The 21,548-nt window shown below is 68.0% G+C and carries 21 protein-coding genes and 1 tRNA gene; 13 read left to right on the top strand and 9 right to left on the bottom strand.

The features are described from left to right. Window positions 1-2: 2 nt before the first annotated feature. The gene (gene rpsA, locus ACFPUZ_RS07315; protein WP_377001146.1) at window positions 3-1,466 is read right to left on the bottom strand and encodes a 30S ribosomal protein S1; all 1,464 of its coding nucleotides are present in this window, start codon (window positions 1,464-1,466) and stop codon (window positions 3-5) included. 192 nt (window positions 1,467-1,658) lie between these two features. Here rpsA and ACFPUZ_RS07310 point away from each other — a divergent pair, with 192 nt between their 5' ends. Further along, window positions 1,659-2,417, top strand: a complete 759-nt coding sequence (locus tag ACFPUZ_RS07310) for a class I SAM-dependent methyltransferase (protein ID WP_377001145.1) — start codon at window positions 1,659-1,661, stop codon at window positions 2,415-2,417. Next, a complete protein-coding gene (locus ACFPUZ_RS07305; protein WP_377001144.1) occupies window positions 2,414-3,007 on the top strand; it encodes an HAD family hydrolase in 594 nt (197 codons plus the stop codon). The genes ACFPUZ_RS07310 and ACFPUZ_RS07305 overlap by 4 nt, the downstream gene beginning before the upstream one ends. Window positions 3,008-3,099: 92 nt before the next feature. On the opposite strand, the gene polA is transcribed toward ACFPUZ_RS07305, so the two are convergent. Further along, window positions 3,100-5,790: a DNA polymerase I gene (gene polA / locus ACFPUZ_RS07300; protein ID WP_377001142.1), complete on the bottom strand. Its 2,691-nt coding sequence runs from the start codon at window positions 5,788-5,790 to the stop codon at window positions 3,100-3,102. 20 nt (window positions 5,791-5,810) lie between these two features. Here polA and ACFPUZ_RS07295 point away from each other — a divergent pair. Together ACFPUZ_RS07295 and ACFPUZ_RS07290 are read left to right on the top strand one after the other, a co-directional pair. Further along, window positions 5,811-5,887, top strand: a tRNA-Leu gene (locus ACFPUZ_RS07295). A 167-nt stretch (window positions 5,888-6,054) separates the two neighbouring features. Next, window positions 6,055-7,272, top strand: a complete 1,218-nt coding sequence (locus ACFPUZ_RS07290) for a Na/Pi symporter (protein ID WP_377001141.1) — start codon at window positions 6,055-6,057, stop codon at window positions 7,270-7,272. Window positions 7,273-7,277: 5 nt separating this feature from the next. Here the strand turns inward: ACFPUZ_RS07290 and ACFPUZ_RS07285 are convergent, their stop codons facing one another. Then, complete coding sequence (locus ACFPUZ_RS07285) at window positions 7,278-8,177, bottom strand: GDSL-type esterase/lipase family protein (RefSeq protein ID WP_377001139.1); 900 nt, start codon at window positions 8,175-8,177, stop codon at window positions 7,278-7,280. Between the two features lie 53 nt (window positions 8,178-8,230). Here ACFPUZ_RS07285 and ACFPUZ_RS07280 point away from each other — a divergent pair, with 53 nt between their 5' ends. From ACFPUZ_RS07280 to ACFPUZ_RS07245, 8 genes are read left to right on the top strand one after another with little or no spacing between them, the layout of a single operon-like run. Beyond that, window positions 8,231-8,812 carry a 2-oxoacid:acceptor oxidoreductase family protein gene (locus ACFPUZ_RS07280; protein WP_377001138.1) on the top strand — a complete coding sequence of 194 codons (582 nt, stop codon included), beginning with the start codon at window positions 8,231-8,233 and terminating at the stop codon, window positions 8,810-8,812. Then, a complete protein-coding gene (locus ACFPUZ_RS07275; RefSeq protein WP_377001137.1) occupies window positions 8,805-10,049 on the top strand; it encodes a pyruvate ferredoxin oxidoreductase in 1,245 nt (414 codons plus the stop codon). The genes ACFPUZ_RS07280 and ACFPUZ_RS07275 overlap by 8 nt, the downstream gene beginning before the upstream one ends. A 2-nt stretch (window positions 10,050-10,051) precedes the next feature. Beyond that, entirely contained in the window at window positions 10,052-11,146 is a 1,095-nt protein-coding gene (locus tag ACFPUZ_RS07270; RefSeq protein WP_377001135.1) for a thiamine pyrophosphate-dependent enzyme, read from the top strand. Continuing rightward, on the top strand, window positions 11,143-12,774 hold the full coding sequence (locus tag ACFPUZ_RS07265) for an NAD(P)-binding protein (RefSeq protein ID WP_377001133.1): 1,632 nt from the start codon (window positions 11,143-11,145) through the stop codon (window positions 12,772-12,774). Before ACFPUZ_RS07270 ends, ACFPUZ_RS07265 begins: the two co-directional genes overlap by 4 nt. A gap of 22 nt (window positions 12,775-12,796) precedes the next feature. Beyond that, window positions 12,797-13,720 carry a DUF368 domain-containing protein gene (locus ACFPUZ_RS07260; protein ID WP_377001131.1) on the top strand — a complete coding sequence of 308 codons (924 nt, stop codon included), beginning with the start codon at window positions 12,797-12,799 and terminating at the stop codon, window positions 13,718-13,720. Beyond that, entirely contained in the window at window positions 13,717-14,610 is an 894-nt protein-coding gene (locus tag ACFPUZ_RS07255; protein WP_377001130.1) for an ABC transporter substrate-binding protein, read from the top strand. Before ACFPUZ_RS07260 ends, ACFPUZ_RS07255 begins: the two co-directional genes overlap by 4 nt. Further along, window positions 14,607-15,512 (top strand): amino acid ABC transporter permease, encoded by a 906-nt coding sequence (locus ACFPUZ_RS07250; RefSeq protein WP_377001128.1) that lies wholly within the window; start codon window positions 14,607-14,609, stop codon window positions 15,510-15,512. The genes ACFPUZ_RS07255 and ACFPUZ_RS07250 overlap by 4 nt, the downstream gene beginning before the upstream one ends. Window position 15,513: 1 nt before the next feature. Beyond that, a complete protein-coding gene (locus ACFPUZ_RS07245; protein ID WP_377001127.1) occupies window positions 15,514-16,278 on the top strand; it encodes an amino acid ABC transporter ATP-binding protein in 765 nt (254 codons plus the stop codon). Here the strand turns inward: ACFPUZ_RS07245 and ACFPUZ_RS07240 are convergent. Continuing rightward, a complete protein-coding gene (locus ACFPUZ_RS07240; protein ID WP_377001125.1) occupies window positions 16,275-16,787 on the bottom strand; it encodes an NUDIX hydrolase in 513 nt (170 codons plus the stop codon). The two genes, ACFPUZ_RS07245 and ACFPUZ_RS07240, sit on opposite strands and share 4 nt — an antisense overlap. Next, window positions 16,784-17,455, bottom strand: coding sequence for a TIM barrel protein (locus ACFPUZ_RS07235; RefSeq protein WP_377001123.1), 672 nt, complete (start codon window positions 17,453-17,455; stop codon window positions 16,784-16,786). The genes ACFPUZ_RS07240 and ACFPUZ_RS07235 overlap by 4 nt, the downstream gene beginning before the upstream one ends. Before the next feature lie 23 nt (window positions 17,456-17,478). On the opposite strand from ACFPUZ_RS07235, the gene ACFPUZ_RS07230 reads away from it, so the two are divergent. Then, the gene (locus ACFPUZ_RS07230; RefSeq protein WP_377001122.1) at window positions 17,479-18,183 is read left to right on the top strand and encodes an SDR family oxidoreductase; all 705 of its coding nucleotides are present in this window, start codon (window positions 17,479-17,481) and stop codon (window positions 18,181-18,183) included. A 1,340-nt stretch (window positions 18,184-19,523) separates the two neighbouring features. Here ACFPUZ_RS07230 and ACFPUZ_RS07225 read toward each other — a convergent pair. Genes ACFPUZ_RS07225 through ACFPUZ_RS07210 form a run of 4 tightly spaced genes read right to left on the bottom strand, consistent with a single transcriptional unit; the run spans window position 19,524 to window position 21,544 of the window. Then, window positions 19,524-20,270 carry a TSUP family transporter gene (locus tag ACFPUZ_RS07225; protein WP_377001120.1) on the bottom strand — a complete coding sequence of 249 codons (747 nt, stop codon included), beginning with the start codon at window positions 20,268-20,270 and terminating at the stop codon, window positions 19,524-19,526. A 15-nt stretch (window positions 20,271-20,285) separates the two neighbouring features. After that, window positions 20,286-20,765 (bottom strand): pantetheine-phosphate adenylyltransferase, encoded by a 480-nt coding sequence (gene coaD, locus ACFPUZ_RS07220; RefSeq protein WP_377001118.1) that lies wholly within the window; start codon window positions 20,763-20,765, stop codon window positions 20,286-20,288. Next, window positions 20,766-21,338 carry a 16S rRNA (guanine(966)-N(2))-methyltransferase RsmD gene (gene rsmD / locus ACFPUZ_RS07215; RefSeq protein WP_377001116.1) on the bottom strand — a complete coding sequence of 191 codons (573 nt, stop codon included), beginning with the start codon at window positions 21,336-21,338 and terminating at the stop codon, window positions 20,766-20,768. After that, a complete protein-coding gene (locus ACFPUZ_RS07210) occupies window positions 21,335-21,544 on the bottom strand; it encodes a biotin/lipoyl-containing protein (RefSeq protein WP_377001115.1) in 210 nt (69 codons plus the stop codon). Before ACFPUZ_RS07210 ends, rsmD begins: the two co-directional genes overlap by 4 nt. Window positions 21,545-21,548: the final 4 nt, after the last annotated feature.

Genomic DNA, 21,548 nt, shown 5'->3' with positions numbered 1-21,548 from the left:
AACTAGTTGCCGGCCAGCTTCTCGCGCAGAGCAGCGAGCTGCTCGTCGGAGGCGAGGGAACCACCGGTGGTCTCGACCGGAGCCTCGGAGGACGCCGGAGCTGCGTCCTCGGACTCGGAGGAGTAGTTGGTGGCAGCCTGCTCGGCGGCCTCGGCGGCAGCGGCACGGTGACGCTCGATCTGAGCGGTGTGCAGCTGGTGGCGACGATCTGCCTCGGCGTAGCGGGCCTCCCAGGCCTGACGCTGCTCGTCGAAGCCCTCGAGCCACTCGTTGGTCTCCGGGTCGAAGCCCTCCGGGAAGATGTAGTTGCCCTGCTCGTCGTAGGAGTCGGCCATGCCGTACTTGGACGGGTCGAACTCGTCGGTGTAGTCCTCGTCAGCCTGCTTGAGGGAGAGGGAGATACGGCGACGCTCGAGGTCGATGTCGATGACCTTGACCATGGCCTCCTGGCCGACGGTAACGACCTGGTCCGGGACCTCCACGTGGCGCTGAGCCAGCTCGGAGATGTGGACGAGGCCCTCGATGCCTTCTTCGACGCGAACGAAGGCGCCGAACGGGACGAGCTTGGTGACCTTGCCCGGGACGATCTGGCCCACAGCGTGGGTGCGGGCGAAGACGCGCCACGGGTCCTCCTGGGTCGCCTTCAGCGACAGGGAGACGCGCTCGCGGTCGAGATCGACGTCGAGAACCTCGACGGTGACCTCGTCGCCCACGGTGACAACCTCGGACGGGTGGTCGATGTGCTTCCAGGACAGCTCGGAGACGTGCACCAGGCCGTCAACACCGCCGAGATCGACGAAGGCGCCGAAGTTGACGATGGAGGACACGACGCCCTTGCGGACCTGGCCCTTCTGCAGCTGGTGCAGGAACTCGGAGCGGACCTCGGACTGGGTCTGCTCGAGCCATGCACGGCGGGACAGGACCACGTTGTTGCGGTGCTTGTCCAGTTCGATGATCTTGGCCTCGAGCTCCTGGCCGATGTACGGATCCAGGTCGCGGACGCGACGCATCTCGACGAGGGAGGCCGGCAGGAAGCCGCGGAGGCCGATGTCCAGGATGAGGCCGCCCTTGACGACCTCGATGACGGTACCGGTGACCGGCTCGTCCTTCTCCTGCAGCTCCTCGATGGCGCCCCAGGCGCGCTCGTACTGCGCACGCTTCTTGGAGAGGATCAGACGACCCTCCTTGTCCTCCTTGGTGAGGACCAGTGCGTCGATCTCGTCGCCGACCTGGACGACCTCATCCGGGTCGACATCGTGCTTGATGGACAGCTCGCGGGACGGGATGACGCCCTCGGTCTTGTAGCCGATGTCGAGAAGAACCTCGTCGCGGTCGACCTTGACGACGGTGCCCTCGACGATGTCACCATCGTTGAAGTACTTGATCGTGGCGTCGACTGCTGCGAGGAAGTCCTCAGCGGTGCCGATATCGTTGACGGCAACCTGAGGGGTAGTGGTGTTGGGCATGTGTTCAGTTGCTCCGGGTTGGATAGGAGATAGAAAGTGGACAGGAACGTGTCTCTCGGCTTTCCGATCTCACCCCGCGTATGCGCCGACCCTCCTATTACAGTCCACGGCATCGCAAGACACAGACACGCCCAATACACACTAGTGCCTCAGACAGTCAAGGGCAAATGTCACGGGAAGCGAAGGAAGTCAATGACAACACCCGAAACACCCGCCTCACAGGCCATCGCCGCGAACCGCTCCTGGTGGGACGGCGACGCCGCCGACTATCACGCCCGCCACGCCTCCTACCTCGACGGATTCCACTGGTGCCCGGAGATGCTCGCCGAATCCGAGGCCCGTCTCCTCGGCGACGTCACGGGGCTCGACGTCCTCGAGATCGGCTGCGGATCCGCCCCCTGCGCCTCCTGGCTGTCCCGTCATTCCAGCGCGTTCGTCACCGGTTTCGACCTGTCCGGCGGCATGCTCGCTCTCTCCGACGGCCGCGTCCCCCTCACGCAGGCCGACGCCCGCGCCCTGCCCTATCGCGACGGCTCCTTCGACGTGGCCTTCTCCGTCTTCGGCGCGCTGCCCTTTGTCCCCGACGTCTCATCGGTGCTTATCGACGTCGCCCGCGTCCTCCGCCCCCACGGTCGCCTCGTGTTCTCCGTCAACCACCCCATGCGCTGGATCTTCCCGGACGATCCGCAGGCCTTCGAGGCGCAGATCAGCTACTTCGACCGCGAGTACATCGAACGCGACGAGGACGGCACCATCACCTACGCCGAGTTCCACCGCACCCTCGGCGACTGGGTCCGGGCCCTCGATGCCGCCGGGTTCCACCTGCGGGATCTCCTCGAACCCGAGTGGCCGGAGCACCTGAAGGAAGACTGGGGGCAGTGGTCCCCGGAGCGGGGCCGGATCTTCCCCGGCACCGCGATCTTCGTGGCGGAACTAGGCTCTCAGGTATGACCTACTGGCTCTTCGACATTGACGGCACCCTGGTGGACTCCACCCCGGCGGTGGAACGCGCCTGGCGGACGTGGGCGGCCGAGAACAACCTCGACGGCGAGGCGATCCTGCAGGTCAGCCACGGCCGCCGGGCTGTCGACACCCTCGCTGATGTCCTGCCGCCCGAGCGTATCGACACCGCCTACGAGCGCCTCCTCGCCCTCGAGATGGCCGACCTCGACTCGGTGGTCGCACTGCCGGGCGCGGCGGAACTGCTGGCTTCCCTTCCCCGCGACCGCTGGGCGGCGGTCACCTCGGGGGGACGCGAGCTCATGAGCGCCCGCCTCGCGGCCGCCGGGCTGCCGGTGCCGGACGTGCTGGTCACCGCAGAGGATGTGGAGGTGGGCAAACCCGATCCGGCCGGCTACCTGTTGGCCGCCCAGCGCCTCGGGGTTGATCCGGCCGAGTGCCTCGTGGTGGAGGACGCCCCCGCCGGACTGGAGGCGGGAGTGCGCGCCGGCTGCCGCGTCATCGCGGTGGCCACCTCCCACTCCCCCGAGCAGCTCGCGGGCTATGAGGTCATCCCGGACCTGACCCACCTGAAAATCTGACGTCGCCGCGGGGGCGGTCCGACGTTCCCCCAGGTCAGATATGGTATCACGTAAGGGAATCAGGCGGCAGCACCTGCCAGCCCGCCCACGACCTAGTGAGCCGCCTCGTCCCAGTTCGCCCCCGCCCCGGCAGAGACCTCGAGCGGGACGCGCAGGGTGATGGCCGAGTCCATCTCGCGCTCCAGGATCTCGCGCACCTGCTCCAGCTCGCCGGGGGCGATTTCCACGACCAGTTCGTCGTGGACCTGGAGGAGGACGCGGGACTTCACGCGGGCGTCGATAAGCGCGCGGTCGACGCGGAGCATGGCGACCTTGATGATGTCGGCCGCGGTGCCCTGGATCGGCGCGTTGAGCGCGGCGCGCTCGGCGTTCTCGCGGGCGACGCGGTTGTCGGAGTTGAGTTCCGGGAGGTAGCGGCGGCGGCCGAAGAGGGTGGACGTGTAGCCGTCCTTGCGGGCCTGCTCCACCACCTCGGCGAGGTAGCGCTTGACGCCGCCGAAGCGCTCGAAGTAGTTGTCCATGATGCCCTTGGCCTCGCCGGCCGGGATGGACAGCTGCTGGCCGAGGCCGAAGGCGGAGAGTCCGTAGACCAGGCCGTAGGACATGGCCTTGACGCGGCGGCGCAGCTCGGGGGTGACCTGGTCGATGGGGACGTCGAAAACGCGGGAGCCGACGTAATTGTGCAGATCCTCGCCCTCGCGGTAGGCCTCGATGAGGCCGGGGTCCTCGGAGAGGTGGGCCATGACGCGCATCTCGATCTGCGAGTAATCGGCGGTGAGCAGGCACTCGTAACCTTCGCCGACGACGAAGGCCGAGCGGATCTTCCGGCCCGCCGGCGTGCGCACCGGGATGTTCTGCAGGTTGGGGTCGGTGGAACTGAGGCGCCCGGTGGAGGCGACGGTCTGGTTGAAGGTGGTGTGGATGCGCCCGTCCGGCTGCACCGTCTTGATCAGGCCCTCGAGGGTGGTCTTCATCTTCTGGTACTCGCGGTGCGCCAGCAGATGATCGAGGAAGGGGTGGGGGTTCTTCGCGGCCAGGCCCTCGATCTCGGAGGCGGCCGTGGAGTAGCCGGTCTTGGTCTTCTTGGTCTTCGGCATGCCGAAGGTCTCGAAGAGCACCACCTGGAGCTGCTTCGGGCTCGAGAGGTTGAGCCCGGGGTCGCCGGCCAGTTCCCGTGCGGCGGCCTCCTCCTCCTTCACCTGCTCGATGAAGGTGGCCAGCTGCTCCTCCAGGGTCTCCACGTCCACGGCGATGCCGGTGGCCTCCATGCGCGCGAGAATTCCGGCCAGCGGAAGTTCGAGGTCGGAGTAGAGCTCGTAGGCGGAGATCGCCTGCAGCTGGACGCTGAGCTCCTCGGCCAGCTCGAGGACGGCCGCCGCGGAATCCACCAGCGAGGTGTCGCCGAGCAGGGAGAGCTGCCCCTCCGGTTCGCTGAGCTGACGCTGCAGGTGGCGCTGGTAGATGTCCTTGAGCTCGTAGGTGCGCTGCCCCGGCCGCAGGAGGTAGGCGGCGATGGCGGTGTCGTGGGTGACGCCGTTCAGTTCCATGCCGCGCCCGGCGAACATGTGGAACGCCGCCTTCGACTCGTGCAGGTACTTGGGATCCTCCGAGGCCAGCCACGTGGCCAGGGCTTTCTCATCCTCCGGGGAGAGCTCGGCCATCTCGATGCTCACGGCGTGGCGTTGCTTATCGACGATCGCCACCGCCCGCACGTCCCCCTCATGGGGGCTGCCGTTCCCGACGACGTACATCGCCAGGCCCTGCCCCTGTCGGGCCGCCAGCCACTCGGCCACCGGGGTGTCGTCGACACTGAGCTCGGCGAGCTCCTGCGTGGCAGACTCCACCGCCCCCTCGGTAGGCACCGCGGAGAGGATGCGCTCACGGAGGTTGGCGCCGAACTGGAGGTCGTCGAAACGCTCGGCGACCTTCGCCACGTCCGCCGGGCGGAGCGTGAGCTCATCGGGGCTCACGGGCAGTTCCATGTCGGTGAGCATGTGCGTGAGCTGCCGGTTGAGCCGCACCTGATCGAGGCGCGCGCGGAAATTCTCCCCGGCCTTGCCCTTGATGTCCGCGGCGTGCGCGAGGAGGTTGTCCAACGTGCCGTACTGCTGGATCCACTTGGTGGCCGTCTTCTCCCCCACGCCGGGGATGTTGGGCAGATTGTCGGACGGGTCGCCGCGCAGGGCTGCAAAATCCGGGTACTGCTCCGGGGTGAGCCCGTACTTCTCCTCCACGGCGGCCGGGGTGAAGCGGTGCAGATTGGACACGCCGCGCATGGGGTAGAGCACGGTGACATCGTCAGTGACCAGCTGCAGATAATCGCGGTCGCCGGTGATGATGGAGGTCTCGAAACCCAGGGGCCGCGCCGCGGTGGTGAGCGTGGCCAGAATGTCATCAGCCTCGTAGTTCGGCATGCTCAGGGTGTAGATTCCCAGGTCCTCGAGCACCTCCTGCAGAATGTCCACCTGCCCCTTGAACTCCGGCGGGGAGGCCTCGCGCTGCGCCTTGTACTCCGGGAACATCTCGGTGCGGAAGGTCTGCCGCCCGACGTCGAAAGCCACCGCCACATGCGTGGGCTGCTCCTCGGCGAGGATGTTCGCCAGCATGGAGAGGAAGCCGTAGACAGCGTTGGTGTGCTGGCCTCCGGTCGTCGAGAAGTTCTCGGCGGGCAGGGCATAGAAGGCGCGGAAGGCCATCGAGTGCCCGTCGATGAGCAGAAGGCGGTTGTTCTCAGTCACGCCATCCAAGTGTAGCCAGGGGGATTGCCCCGTCGGGGCCGGCATGGATTAAACTGGTCCGGCACGCCCCCGTAGCCCAACTGGCAGAGGCAGCGGATTCAAAACCCGCACAGTGTGGGTTCGAATCCCACCGGGGGCACCAACTTTTTTCGGGGTAGGCCGTCGGCCAGGGTCATTCATCAAGATTTATCTGTTAATTCCATCACCATTGGTGCGGAATTAACCTCGCGTTAACCTACCGGTATCTTGGGTGTCATTTTCACTTCCTAGGTTGAGGCGACCGTCCCGCCCACCCTGGAGCAGCCCTGCATGTCCACCACGACACCCCCGGTAATCCCGCTTCTCGACACCCCCGTTGAGCGCCCCAGCCCCCTCGCCCGACTCGGCCTCCGGGGCCGCGCCCTGGACATCGCCAACTGGGTCACCGTCGCCCTCGGCATCTACCTGCTCATCACCGCGGTGAGCGTCATCGGCGCCGGCTTCAAGCTGGCCACCGCCGGTCGCGCGGAAGAACTCTTCGCCTTCGCCTCCGACCCGCTCATCGCCCTGATGATCGGCCTGCTGGCCACCGCCCTCATCCAGTCCTCCTCCACGACCACCTCCATCACCGTGGGGCTGGTCGCCGGTGGACTGCCGATGGCCACGGCGATCCCCATGCTCCTCGGCGCGAACATCGGCACGACGCTGACCTCCACGCTGGTTTCCCTCGGCATGGTGCGGGACAAGGAGTCCTTCCGCCGCGCCTTCTCCGCCGCCTCGGTGCACGACTTCTTCAACCTCCTCGCCGTGGTCATCTTCCTCCCCCTGGAGATCATGTTCGGCCTCCTGGAGAAGACCTCCGGCTACCTGGCTGGCGTGTTCGCAGGCTCGGACGGCGGGCTGCTCACCGTGGTGTTCGGCGGCCTGGGCGCCGCCGTCACCGCGGTCACCGACCCCCTGGCCGACACCATCGGCCTGCTCGGCGGCCTGCTCCCCCACCCCTGGGGCGGCATCCTCCTCATCGTGCTGGGCGTGGCGCTCATCCTCGGGGTGATCAACCTCATCGGCACCCTGCTCAAGGTGGTCATGGTGGGCCGGGCCCGCCGGATCCTCCACACCGCCATCGGCCGTGGCCCGCTGTCGGGGATCGCCTCCGGCGCGCTGGTCACGGTCATGGTGCAGTCCTCCTCCACCACGACCTCCCTCATGGTGCCGCTGGCGGGCTCCGGCACGTTCACCACGCGCCAGATCTATCCCTTCACCCTCGGGGCGAACATCGGCACCACCATCACCGCGCTCATCGCGGCCTTCGCCTTCACCGGGCTCGAGGGTCAGCTGGCGCTGCAGGCGGCGCTGGTCCACCTGCTGTTCAACACCTTCGCCACCATTCTCATCTTCGGGCTGCCGTTCCTGCGGAACATTCCGGTGCACGGGGCGGAACTGCTGGCGCGCCTCGGCGCGGAGAACAAGATGTACGTCGCGGCGTGGGTCCTCGGGGTCTTCCTCCTGCTGCCCGCCGCGCTCATCCTGCTCACCGTGCTGCTCTAGGACTTTTAGAGCATGGCCGCCCCGTTGTTGCGGGCCAGCACCTCATTGCCCAGGTCCGTCGGGTGCAGGGACATGGTGTACGGGCCGCTGGTGAAGTCGATGCTGCCCGCGATGTAGCGGGTGGCGTCCGGCGAGCAGGTGTTGTGGCCGCGGGTGAGGGCGTAGTTGTCGACGAAGATCATGCCGTTGCGCTCCGCCCCCGTGCGCTGCATCTCGCGGATGTTGTTCTCCACCTGGTGGCCCGGCACCGGGATACCCAGCGGCAGGTTCGGGATGACCTGGATGAGGCACAGCCCCTTGCCGTCGGTCACCTCGGGCATGCCCGCGACGATGATCCGGGCGCCCGGCGCGGCGGCGCGGATCTTGGCCCCGGCGAGGGAGAGGTTGTGCGAGTAGCGCTCGGTCATCGAGGGCACGTCGCTGGAGTTGGCGCCCTCGTTCCGACCGAAGGGGCCCCAGTCGTTGCCGCCGATGGCCAGGTAGACGGCGCGGGTGCCGCGGTGGATCTGGCCCTCGTGGATGGCGGAATCGATCTTGCCCAGCACGGACTGGGAGGTCTCGGCGGTGCAGGAGCGGTCGATCACCGGGATGCCGGTCTGCTGCTGCATCTTGCGCGGCCAGTTGTTCGGGGACTGCAGGCACCCGGCGCTGGCGCGCGGGTAGTCGGCGGGCACCATGCCCGAGGACAGCGAGCTGCCACGGTAGTGGTTGTAGAACTGGTCCGGCATGGCGGTGTACGAATCGCCGAAGACGACGGCGTTCCCCGGCTGGGCCTGGGCGGTGCCCACACCGGCGACGGTGGGGACGGTGAGGGCGGCGGCCAACAGCAGCGAGGCGAGACGGCGAGGACGGAACAAGGAGATCACTTCCCGGAGGACGGTGGGCACAAGGACAGTAACGTTCATGCTCTCACACGGTTACCGCACATTCGAGCCATCACGCTCTTAAAGTGGGGTTCATGGTCGAAGTACGCATTCACGGACGGGGCGGGCAGGGTGTGGTCACCGCCTCCGATCTCATCGCCATGGCAGCCTTCGAGGAGGGACGGCACGCGCAGGCCTTCCCCTCCTTCGGCTCGGAGCGCACCGGCGCGCCCGTGGTGGCCTACTGCCGGATCAGTGACACCCCGATCCGCACCCGCGAGCCGGTGCTGGCCCCGGACCTGGTGGTGGTGCAGGACCGCACGCTGCTGCCGATCCTCAACGTGTTCTCCGGGTTGAGCGAGGAAGGGTACGTGCTCATCAACTCGTCGAAACGCAGCGCGGAGCTGGGCCTGGCGGATCTGCAGGCGCGTCAGCCGGCGGGGCACTTCATGACGATCCCGGCCACCGACATCGCCCGCGAGCACACCGGGCGCACGGTGCCCAACGCGGTGCTGCTCGGCGCGGTGGCGGCGCTCACCGGGCTCTACCGGATGGAGTCGGTATCCCACGCGATCCTGGCGCGCTTCCCGGGGTCGGTGGGCGAGCGCAACGTCGCCGCCGCGCAGGCGGCCTATGACCTGGTGGTATCCAAGCAGAAAGAGGCAGCTCATGCTTAAGCAGATCGAGGGCTCGCAGGCCGTCGCCCAGGCGGTGGCTGCGTGCCGGCCGGAGGTCATCTGCGCCTATCCCATCTCCCCGCAGACCCACATCGTCGAGGCGCTGTCGGCGATGTCGAAGAAGGGGGAACTGGGCACCTGCGAGTACGTCAACGTGGAGAGCGAGTTCTCCGCCATGTCCGCGTCCATCGGGGCCTCGGCCGCGGGGGCGCGTTCCTACACGGCGACCGCCTCGCAAGGGCTGCTGTTCATGGTGGAGGCGGTGTACAACGCCTCGGGCCTGGGCCTGCCGATCGTCATGACGGTGGCCAACCGCGCCATCGGCTCCCCCATCAACATCTGGAACGACCAGAGCGATTCGATGTCGCAGCGTGACTCCGGGTGGCTGCAGCTCTACGCCGCCGACAACCAGGAGGCGGCGGACCTGCACGTGCAGGCATTCAAGATCGCCGAGGAACTCTCCCTGCCGGTCATGGTGTGCATGGACGGATTCATTCTCACGCACGCCATGGAGCAGGTGGATGTGCCGGAGCGCGGGGACGTCGATACGTTCCTGCCGCCCTATGAGCCGCGCCAGGTGCTCGATCCGGCCGCCCCGATCTCCATCGGCGCGATGGTCGGCCCGGAGGCCTTCACCGAGGTCCGCTACCTGGCCCACCACAAGCAGCTGCAGGCGCTCGAGGTCATTCCGCGCGTGCAGCAGGAGTTCGCGGCGGTCTTCGGCCGTGAATCCGGGGGCCTCATGCACCATTACCGCACCGAGGACGCGGAGACGATCATCGTGTGCCTCGGGTCGGTGACGGGCACGCTGCGCGACGTCGTCGATGAGCGCCGGGAGCACGGCGAACGGATCGGCGTGCTCTCGCTGGTCTCCTTCCGCCCCTTCCCCAGCGCGGCCGTCCGAGCCGCTCTGCAGAACGCCACCCGCTTCATCGTGCTGGAGAAGGCCTTCTCCGTCGGCATCGGCGGGATCGTCTCCTCCCACTGCCGCGCCGCCATGCGCGGGAGGCGCTTCATCTGCCACGAACTCATCGCGGGACTCGGCGGGCGCGACATCACGCGCGCCTCCCTGCACGCCTACCTCGACCGCGCCGTGCGCGACGAGGTCGAGGACACGACCTTCCTCGACCTCGACCACGAGCTTGTCGACGCCGAACTGGCCCGCGAGCACACCCACCGCCGTTCCGGGGCGATCCCGGAGAACATGCTCCGCGACCTGGCCGCCAGGGAGAACTGACCATGCCTGCATACCGCTACACCACCGCACTGCCCATGCCGAGTTTCCCCGCGACCGACATCCCGGGGGCGGAGGAGACGAAGTTCTACCAGGTGGGCTCCTTCGCCATCGGCAACCGGCTCATCGAGGACAAGCTGCTGTCCATTCAGTCGGGCCCCGAGCGTTTCAATTCGCTCACCTCCGGGCACCGCGCCTGCCAGGGCTGCGGTGAGGCGCTCGGCGCCCGCTACGCCCTCGACGCCGCGGTCGCCGCCACGAACGGCCAGCTCATCGCCTGCAACGCCACCGGCTGCCTCGAGGTCTTCTCCACCCCCTACCCGGAGACCTCCTGGAACCTGCCGTGGATCCACTCCCTGTTCGGCAACGCCCCGGCGGTGGCCACCGGCGTGGCCGCGGCGCTCAAGGCCAAGGGACGCGAGGACGTCCGCGTCGTGGCCCAGGGTGGGGACGGCGGCACCGTCGACATCGGCTTCGGCCCCCTGTCGGGCATGTTCGAGCGCAACGACGACGTCCTCTACATCTGCTACGACAACGAGGCCTACATGAACACCGGCGTGCAGCGCTCCGGCGCGACCCCGCCGGCTGCCCGCACCGCCACCACCCAGCCGGTGGGTCCGGAGCCGGGCAACGTCTTCGGGCAGGGCAAGAACCTGCCGCGCATCGCCATGGCGCACGAGATCCCCTACGTCGCCACCGCGACCGTCGCCGACCTGCACGACCTGGAGTACAAGGTGTCCCGCGCCATGGAGATGCGCGGGGCCCGCTACCTGCACGTCTTCGTCCCCTGCCCGTTGGGATGGGGTTCGGCGTCGAAGGACACGATCAAGCTGGCCCGCCTGGCCACCCAGACGGGCCTCTTCCCCGTCTTCGAGGCCGAGTACGGCGAGGTCACCTCGGTGAAGAAGATCCGTCGACCGGCGCCGGTGGAGGACTACCTGAAGTTGCAGCGTCGATACGCACATCTCTTCCGCGAGGGCGCCGATCCCACCGTCCTCCAGCGCCTGCAGGCACTCGCGGAACGCAACATCCGCCGCTACAACCTCATCGACGAGGAATCCCTCGACGAGTTCATCCCCTTCGAAGGAGACGAGCAGTGAGCACCGCCAACCTGGGCATGCCCTTCGCCATCACGCTGCAGACCGGTTCCTCGCTGGCCAACAAGACGGGATCGTGGCGCAGCGAGCGTCCCGTCTACGTCGACCTGCTCCCGCCGTGCAACAAGGCCTGCCCCGCCGGGGAGAACATCCAGGGCTGGCTCTTCCACGCGGAGGAGGGCGACTACGAGGCCGCCTGGCGCGAGATCATGGTGAACAACCCGCTCCCCGCTGTCATGGGCCGCGTCTGCTACCACTCGTGCCAGACCGCCTGCAACCGCGCGGAGGTCGACGAGGCGGTGGGCATCAACGCCATCGAGCGCTTCCTCGGCGACCGCGCCATCGAGCAGGGCTGGCAGGTCGAACCGCTCCTCGCCCCTTCAGGCCGCAAGGTCCTCGTCGTCGGCGCCGGCCCCTCCGGGCTCTCCGCCGCCTACCACCTCGCGCGCCTCGGCCACCAGGTCACAGTGCGTGACCAGGGAGAGAAGCCGGGCGGCATGATGCGCTACGGCATCCCCTCCTACCGCCTGCCCCGCGCCATTCTCGACGCGGAGATCGCCCGCATCGCCGCCCTCGGCGTCACCTTCGAGCAGGGCGTCCCCGTCACCGACATCGACGCGGAACTGCCGCTTTTCGACGCCGTGTTCACCGCCGTCGGCGCCCAGCTCGGGCGCAACGTCGACGTGCCCGCCGGTTCGGCGGCCACCATCATGAACGCCGTCGACCTGCTGCGCGACACCGAGGCCGGCGAGGCACCGCTGCTGGGCCGCCGCGTGGTGGTCTACGGCGGCGGCAACACCGCCGTCGACGCCGCCCGCACCGCCCGCCGCCTGGGGGCGACGGAGTCGGTCATCCTCTACCGCCGCACCCGCGACCACATGACGGCGCACGACTCCGAGGTCATGGAGGCCGCGGAGGAGGGCATCACCATGCGCTGGCTGTCCACCGTCAACCACGTCGACGAGGGCACCATCACCATCGAGAAGATGGCCATCGACGCCGCCGGCAATCTCAGCCCCACCGGCGAGTTCGAGGAGCTGGCGGCCGATTCCCTCGTCATGGCGCTGGGCCAGGAGTCGGACCTTTCCCTCCTCGAAGGGGTCGCGGGCGTGGAGATCGACCGCGGCGTCGTCCACGTCGACGAGCACATGATGACCGGCCGCGCGGGCGTGTTCGCCGGCGGCGACATGGTGCCGAGCGAGAAGAACGTCACCGTCGCCATCGGCCACGGCAAGAAGGCCGCCCGCTACATCGACGGCTGGCTGCGCGGCCAGCCCTACTCTCCGCCGGCCAAGCCCGGGGACGCGACGCTCGACCGCATGGAGACCTGGTACTACTCCGAGGCCCCGCACCAGGTGCGCGAGCGCCTGGAGGGTCCGCGCCGCGCCTCCACCTTCGACGAGGTGGTGCAGGGACTCGACGCCGACTCCGCGCTGCTCGAGGCCCGCCGCTGCATGTCCTGCGGCAACTGCTTCGGCTGCGACAACTGCTTCGGCGTATGCCCGGACAACGCGGTGACCAAGCTCGCCGCCGGCGAGTACGAGTTCAAGTACGACTACTGCAAGGGCTGCGGAATCTGCGCCGAGGAATGCCCGTGCGGGGCGATCTCCATGATCCCGGAGGAGAACTGACCGACACCGTCCCGTAATGTGAATGGCCATGACGACCACCCATCATTACCCCGCCAAGACGCAGCGGACCCCACTGCATGTGCTGGCGAATCTCATCCGCGGTGCCCTCATCGGCATGGCCGAGCTGGTGCCGGGCATCTCCGGCGGCACGGTCGCGCTCGTCGTCGGCATCTACGAGCGCGCCCTCAACACCGGCAACCAGCTGCTGCGCCGCGAGTTCCACAAGGTCGACTGGTTCTTCCTCGTGGCCGTCGGCCTGGGCATGGTGACGGCGGTGTTCTCGCTGTCGACCGTCCTGCACAACTTCGTGGAGAACTCCCCCGAGTACGCCCGCGCGCTCTTCCTCGGCATGGTGGTGGTCTCCATCTGGGTGCCGCTGGCCATGATCGACCCGCGTGATCTGCGGCGACGCGCGGGCATGGTCGTCCCGCTGTTCATCGTCGCCGCGGTCGTCGGCTTCCTGGGGACCAGCTTCGTCTCGGCACCGCGCGAGGATCCGGCGCTGCCGATCGTCTTCGTGGCCGCGGCCGTGGCCGTGTGCGCGCTGGTCCTGCCGGGTATCTCCGGCTCCTACATGCTGCTGGCCGTGGGCCTCTACACCCCGATCATGGGCTCGCTGTCCAACCGGGAGTGGCCGGTCATCTTCACCTTCCTGGCCGGTGCGCTGGTGGGCATCGCGCTCTTCGTCAAGGTGCTCACCTGGGCCCTGGAGAAGCATCGCACCGTCACGCTGACCATCATGGCCGGGCTCATGCTCGGTTCCCTGCGTTCCCTGTGGCCGTGGCAGACCGCCGAGGGCGCCCTGCTGGCGCCGGGTGAGCACGTCCCCGCCATCCTCGGACTCGTCGCCCTGGGCGGCATCATCGTCGCGGTCTTCATCATCGCCGACCGCGTGGCCGTCAGCCGCCGCGAATCCGAGGTCATCGTCAGCGAGCAGCCGGCATGAGGACCCGCCGCTGCGTCGCGGCGGCGGTGACGGTCGCGGCGTCGATAAGCCTGAGCGCCTGCGTCACCAACGTCGAGAGCGGCCACCCGGAGGGGTGGGCGCCGATCACCCCGGCCGAGGTGCCGGAGCTCGCGGCGCTGGTGCCCGACTCCGTGGCCGCCGACGGCGTGCTCACGGGCGGCACCAACCCGCCGTTCGCGCCCTTCGAGCTCAAGGATTCCGACGGTTCCATCATCGGCCTCGAGATGGACCTCGCCGCCGCGGTGGCCTCCGTCCTCGGGCTGGAGTTCCGGCCCGTCGACCAGGACTTCGCCATGATCCTGCCCGCCGTGCAGGCCGGCACCCTGGACATGGGCTCCTCCGGGTTCACGGACAACGAGGAACGTCGGAAGAACTTCGACTTCGTCAACTACCTCTACGCGGGCATCCAGTGGGCGCAGCCGACCGGGGGCTCGGTCGACCCGGACAACGCCTGCGGCCTGACCATCGCGGTGCAGCGCACGACCGTCTCCGACACCGACGATGTGCGTCCGAAGGCCCAGGCCTGCGAGGACGCGGGCGCCGAGCCCATCACGATTCTCGCCTACGACACCTCCGACAACGCTGCGCTCGCCGCCCTCATGGGCCGCGCCGACGCGCTGTCGGCGGACTCCCCCGTCACCGCGTGGGCCGTCGAGCGCTCCGAGGGTGGCCTCGAGCTCACGGGCGACATGTTCGACGCCGCGCCCTACGGCTGGGCCGTCCCCCAGGACTCCCCCCTCGGCCCCGCGCTGGCCGCCGCGCTGCAACACCTCATCGACACCGGTGACTACCAGCGCATCCTCGCCCAGTGGGGCGTGACCACCGGTCTCATCGACCGCGCCATGATCAACGAGAAGGAGATCGCATGAGCACCCCCGCCCCCATTCAGGCGAAGCCGCTGCGCCATCCGGGCCGCTGGGTCCTGGCGACGATCGTGCTGGGCCTGTCGGCCTGGTTCGTCATCGGCGCGCTGCGCAACGAGGCCTACGGCTGGGAGACCTACCGGGCGTACCTCTTCGACACCCGTGTCGCCACCGCCGCGCTGCATACCCTGGCGCTGACCATCCTGGCGATGCTCATCGGCGTGGTGCTCGGCGCGACGCTGGCCGTCATGCGCATGTCGCCGAATCCGGTGCTGCGCGGCGTGGCCTGGGTGTACCTGTGGATCTTCCGCGGCACCCCGGTGTATGTCCAGCTGGTGTTCTGGGGCCTGCTCGGCTCGCTTTATCAAAGTATCAACGTCGGTTTCGCGGAGATCGACCTGCAGTCGATGCTCAAGAACGCCTTCCTGCTCGCTGTCCTCGGCCTGGGTCTCAACGAGGCCGCCTACATGGCCGAGATCGTGCGCTCCGGTATCTCCTCGGTCCCCGAGGGCCAGATGGAGGCCTCCAAGGCGCTCGGCATGAGCTGGACGCAGACGATGCGCCGCACCGTCATGCCACAGGCGATGCGCATCATCATCCCGCCGACCGGCAACGAGCTGATCTCCATGCTCAAGACCACCTCGCTCGTCGTCGCGGTGCCCTACACGCTCGAGCTCTACGGCCGCTCCATGGACATCGCCGCCGCCCTCTTCGAGCCGGTGCCCATGCTGCTCGTCGCCGCCACCTGGTACCTCGCCGTCACCTCCCTGCTCATGGTCGGCCAGCACTACCTGGAGAAGCACTTCGAGAAGGGTGCCCGCCGCCAACTCACCGCCCGGCAGCTCGCCGCGCTTGCCGACGCCGAGGGCACCGTCCCCGGCAACGTCACCGTCGTGAAGGAGAACTGACATGCCCGAGCTCATGATCGACGCCCAGCAGGTGTGCAAGTCCTTCGGCGCACTCGAGGTCCTCACCGGCATCGACCTGCAGGTCCCCCGGGGTGAGGTCACCTGCCTCATCGGCCCCTCCGGCTCCGGCAAGTCGACGTTCCTGCGGTGCGTCAACCACCTGGAGAAGGTCACCGCCGGCCGCCTCTATGTCGACGGCGACCTCATCGGCTACCGCGAGCGCGACGGCGTCCTCCACGAGATCTCCGAGAAGGACGCCGCCCGCCAGCGCGCCGACATCGGCATGGTCTTTCAGCAGTTCAACCTCTTCCCCCACCGCACGGTGCTGGAGAACATCATCGAGGCACCTGTCCATGTCAAGGGCATCCCCGTGGCCACCGCGAAGAAGCGCGCCCTCGAACTCCTGGAGAAGGTCGGCCTCGCCCACAAGGCGAGCGCCTATCCCGTGCAGCTCTCCGGCGGCCAGCAGCAGCGCGTCGCCATCGCCCGGGCCGTCGCCATGGACCCCAAGCTCATGCTTTTCGACGAGCCCACCTCCGCCCTCGACCCCGAGCTCGTCGGGGAGGTCCTCCGCGTCATGCGGGAGCTGGCCGACGACGGCATGACCATGCTCGTGGTCACCCACGAGATGGGCTTCGCCCGCGAGGTCGCCGACACCGTCGTCTTCATGGACGGCGGCCGCGTCGTCGAATCCGGCACCCCCGCGCAGGTGCTCGATCACCCGCAGGAGGGACGCACGCGGGCGTTCCTGTCCTCGTTGTTCTAGTCGAAGATGTTGCTGCGTCCGCGGAAGTCGAACACGAAACGCACCACCTGTTCGCGGTAGTTGATGAACTCCCCCGCCCGCAGCAACGCGATGATGTCGTCGAGGTCCGCCCAGCGGACCTCGGCGACTTCGTCGTTGGGGACGGCCGGCGGAGGCAGGGGGGCGTCGAGAAGCAGCAGGTAGAAGTCGTCGAAGCCGTACTCGAAGTTGAAGGTGAAGCTGGGCCGGGTGAGCTCGACGTCGAGGCCCAGCTCCTCGCGGACCTCGCGGAGGGCGCCGGCGCGGCTGGTTTCGCCGGCGTGCACGCTCCCGCCGACGGAGAAGTCCCACAGCCCGGGCCAGTCCGGCTTGGTGTCCGTGCGGCGTTGGATGAGCATCTGCCCGTGCCGGTTGAACAGGCACACGTGAACCACCACATGCAGCTCACCGGCGCGCAGCCCGGCGGCGCGATCGGCGGAGCGGCCGAGGGGCTGACGCTCGTCGTCGAGAAGATCCCAGAGCTCGCTCACGGGAGCCATTCCGCGGCGATCTCGCCGGTGTAGCCCTGTTCACGCAGCTGGTCTATCCAGTGCTGCAGCGGGAGGGATCCGCTGCCGGGGGCGCCGCGACCGGGGTTGTCGGCGATCTGGACGTGCTCCGCGGTGGCATCGAGTACGACGGCGTCGTTGACCGCCAGGTGATAGAGGTCGAGGAGCAGGCCGCCGTGGGCACGCAGCGGTTCCGCCTGCTCCACGGTGGTCACGGGGTAGTCCGGGGTCGCCGAGATCGGCTCCACCATGGCCACACCCCCGAATCGCTTCACGACGTCCCGCGCCACCGCCCCGAACCTCCGCTCCTGGTCGGCGGTGAGTTCGGTTCCGCCCCGGCCGAGCAGGAGGTTGAAGCGACGCACCCCGGTGAGCTCGTGGAAGCGCTCGATGGCATCGAGGTGGGCCGCGGGCATGTCCTGCTCGTGGAGGATGCCCCGGTCGCCGGCGGCCAGGTCGCCGCCGAACATGTTGAGGGCGATGAGCTGCCTGTCGTGACGCTGGAGGGCGTCGACGACCTGCCGGATCTCCTCCTCGGTGGGGTCCGGGTGCGCGAAAGGCCACCAGAGTTCGACCCGGGTGGTGGTGGCTTCCGCCAGTCCCTCCAGGAAGCTGGTTCGGCCGATGGAGCAGTTGGTCGCGGTGATCATGGCGTCCACTCTACGATGGTCACATGGACAACAAGGTGGCGGTGGTCACGGGCGCCGGTGGTGGCCTGGGAAGAATGTTCGCGCAGGCACTCGGGGAGGACGGTTGGTCGGTCGCACTGCTCGGCCGGACGCGTGCGACCCTGGAGGAGACGGCCTCCTCCATGTCGGACGCCCATGTGGTGGTGTGCGACGTCTCCGATGAGGATTCGGTGGCCACCGCTTTCGCGGAGGTGACCGGACACTACGGACGCCTCGACCTCCTGGTCAACAACGCCGGGGTGCCCGGCCCCACCGGCGAGCTGCACACCATCGACGTGAACGCCTGGCGCTCCACACTGGAGACGAACACCACCGGGGTCTTCCTGTGCACGCAGGCGGCGTTCGCGTGGATGGCGGGCAACGGCGGCGGGCGCATCATCAACAACGGGTCCATCGCCGGCCACTCCCCTCGTGCCGGGGTCGCCGCCTACGCCGCCTCCAAGGCGGCGGTGGCCAGCCTCACCGTGTCCACCTCCCTCGACGGCCGCCCCTACGGCATCACCGCCACCGAGCTGGACATCGGCAATGCGCAGACTGCCCTGCTGGGCTCCTTCACCGGTTCCGAGCCGATGTTCGACGCCGCCGAGGCCGCGCGCCTGCTGGTGGCGGTGGCCGCCATGCCCGCCGGGGTGTCGGTCGACCAGGTGACCGTCACGGCGGCGGGCATGCCCTACCTCGGGAGAGGCTAGGTCGAACGACTGTGCGTTTTAGCTACCTGTTTACATTGTCGGTCGTTCCACATACGACCAGGTAACCGCACCCTTTTCCACCCCCGGGGGTAGATGTGTCAGGGTGGCGTTCTATAGTGCAGATCGAACGCCATATCGACACCTGGGAGGTGTGTCCGATGTTCGCCTACTACACAGTCAACAATCCCGACGACCCCCTGGCGGTGGCCGCCAACGCCATCACCCGGACGCTGTACACCATGTGGCGCGGCCTGGCCGACGCCCTCGACGAGAACCTCGACTCCGACGCCGTCTATGCACCGATCATCCGCTCCACCGGGGAGAGCAAGTGGATGGTGGAGAACAACCTGTACGCCCTGGCCACCCTGGACGAACTGCCGCAGTTTCGTCAGCTGGTGGAGACCCTGCACCACCTCGACATGAAGCGCCTACGCGCCGTCGAGACCGCTCTGGCGATGGCGGACCGGGAGTACTTCCCGCAGCTGGACAGCCGCATCACCGACTACCTCACTCCCACCCGGGAGAACCAGCCTCTGCCTTCCGCGAAGGCCATCAAGAAGCGGATCGAGGCGATGGTCAACGAGCTCGATGCCTCGATCAGCACCGACGAGGAGGATCCCGATCTTCCCCAGCTCACCTACAACCTGGAGTTCAATTCCGACGGGACCGCCGATCTCTCCGCCCGAATGAACTCGGCCTCCGCCGCGGCCGTGGACAAGCGCGTGCGCGCCCTGGCCAAGTCGCGCGGCATGGGCCTCGCCGAAGCGCATGCGTTGTTGGTCACCGGCGAGGACGAGGGGGTGAAGGTCACCCTCAACCTGTACCGCGCCCACGACGTCGACGGGGCCCCGACCTATATGCCCCGCGCCGGCTGGATCAACCCGCAGCGCGCGGAGGAATGGGAATCCAAGGCGGCAACCATCCGCGACATGGATGAGATGTACGACAAGGTCAGCCAGGACTACAACACTCCGGAGGACATCGAGGCCTGCGTCGAGGGAATCGACGACGCCTGCACGTTCCCGTACTGCGAATGCCCCGGGGAGTTCTGCGACAACGACCACACCGTGGACCATGACAAGGGTGGCCCCACCACGGCCCGCAATCTGCGGAAGCTGTGCCGCCGACATCACAACCTCAAGACCGCGGGGCACTTCCGCTACGTCATCTGCCCCGTCACCGGCAACGTCATCTTCCTGTTCCGGGACGGCACCTGGGTGGAGAACGAGTCCGACGGCCCGCTGGTGCCGGAGAACCGCCGCTGGGTCCGGACCTTCCGCCAGCGCCGCACTGCCCGCAACGAGCACCGCCGCGCCGAGGCGCAGGAGCGCCGCCGCCTGCTAAACGAGGCCGCTGAGGCCGCGCACGAGGGCGGTGACGCCACCGGCGGTGGCCAGGAGCAGGGCGAGGGTACGAGCCCGTGGGCGGCTGACCTTCTTACTGAGGCGGATACCGAGCCACAGGCCGAGGGCCATGCCGACGATGCCCACCGGCCACACGAGCCAATTGGTCTCCGAGAGTGACCCGGCCCCGAGGAGGATCTTGATGCCGAAGGAGATGGCCCCGGCCACCATGAAGATCGGCTGGAGCGTGGCGGCGAAGGACTGCTGTGCCCACCGGGAGGCCTGCGCGTACACCGTGATGGCGGGGCCGGCGATGCCCGCGAGCGTGTTCATGAAGCCGCCGGCGATGCCTGCCACCAATGCGGGGGCAGTGCCGGTGGCAGGCGGGATGTACTTCTGCCCGAAGGTCGTCACCGCCAGCGCGAGGAGCAGCAACGCACCAACGAGGGCCTGCAGCAGGGAGGGAGACACCTCACGCACGAGGAGCGCCCCGGGCACCGCGCCGATGATGAGGACGGAGGAGATGATGCTGAACTTCTTCCAGTCGACGTACTCCCGGACGGAGGCCGTCGTGGCCGCAGCATTGAGGAAAGCCAGGATGTTGACCACGAGGATGCCCTCGACGGGTCCCATCGTCACCGCCAGGACCGGGCCGGCCACCAGACCCAGGCCCATGCCGGACACCCGCTGCAGCGTGGAGCCTATGACGACGATGAGGAGAATGAGCGCAAGTTCAGCAAACACTCATTCAGATTACCTTCACTGTCGGGCGTACTTCGCCTTGACCGCCTCAGTGACCGGGTCCGGGAGCAGGCCGGAGATGTCGCCACCGTACTTGGCCACTTCCTTGCACAGAGAGGAGGAGATGTAGCCGTACTTTTCATCCGTGAGCAGGAAGAAGGTGTCGATGCCCGAGAGACGACGATTCATCTGGGCCATCGGGAGCTCGTACTCGTAGTCGAGGGCCGTACGCAGGCCTTTCACCAGGGCGTTGATTCCGCGCTCCGAGGTGTAGTCGACGAGCAGGCCTCCCCACCAGTCCACGCTGATGTTGGGCACGTCGGTGGTCACCTGCCGGATGAGGTCCATGCGTTCCTCGATGGTGAACAGTCCCGAGTGCTTGTTGGGATTGCCGGTCACCAGCACGACGACCTCGTCGAAGTGCGAGGCAGCGCGGCGGAAGATGTCGAGGTGACCCATGGTCACCGGGTCGAAGGATCCGGGGCAGACGGCTTTCACTTAAACGTCCTCTCGGTGGTAGACGGCCATATCCATGCGTGCGATGCCGTAGGTGCGCTTCTTCAGCTTCTGCGTGGTGGGAGTGAACTGCGGGGGCCAGGCGGTCTCCGGCGAGGAGACGTGGCGTTCGATGACGACGGCGGCGCCGTCGACAAGCGTCGGTGTCAGGGCCTCGAGCATCTCGACGACGGCCTCGTCGCTGAGCTCATAGGGAGGGTCGGCGAGCACCATGTCGAAGTGCTCGCGCGGGGCGTGCGCGAGGTAGGTGGAGGCCTTCATCGCCTCGATCACCACGTTGGGGTGCCTGACCACTCCGGCGTTGTGCTCGATGATCTTCACCGCGGCGGGGTTGTCCTCCACGAGGACCACTTCCGCCGCACCGCGGGAGGCCGCCTCCAGGCCGAGTGCGCCCGAGCCGGCGAACAGGTCGAGTACGCGGGCGTCGGTGAAGCCGAAACGGACCTGGAGGGAGGAGAAGAGCCCTTCGCGGGCGCGGTCTGAGGTGGGGCGGGTGCCGGCGGGCGGCACCTTGATCTTCCGGCCGCGGGCCTCACCGGAGATGATGCGGGTCATTCGGTCACCACCAGCAGCAGGTCGCCGCCGAGCACATCCTGAAAGTCCTCCACCGCGAGCCTGCCGACGACACCGGGTCCCGGCGCCGGGACGGGGGCCTCGAGCTTGACGGCCTCGACGGTGGCCAGCGGTTCACCGGTGGTGACGTGGTCGCCGGCGGCCACGTGGAAGCGCACGATGCCAGCGAAGGGGGCGCAGATATCCATGCCC

The organism is Corynebacterium nasicanis (assembly GCF_042658165.1).
Classification (GTDB): Bacteria; Actinomycetota; Actinomycetes; order Mycobacteriales; family Mycobacteriaceae; genus Corynebacterium; species Corynebacterium nasicanis.
The sequence above is the reverse complement of the archived record's forward strand: the minus strand, read 5'-3'. Positions and strand labels throughout refer to the sequence as shown.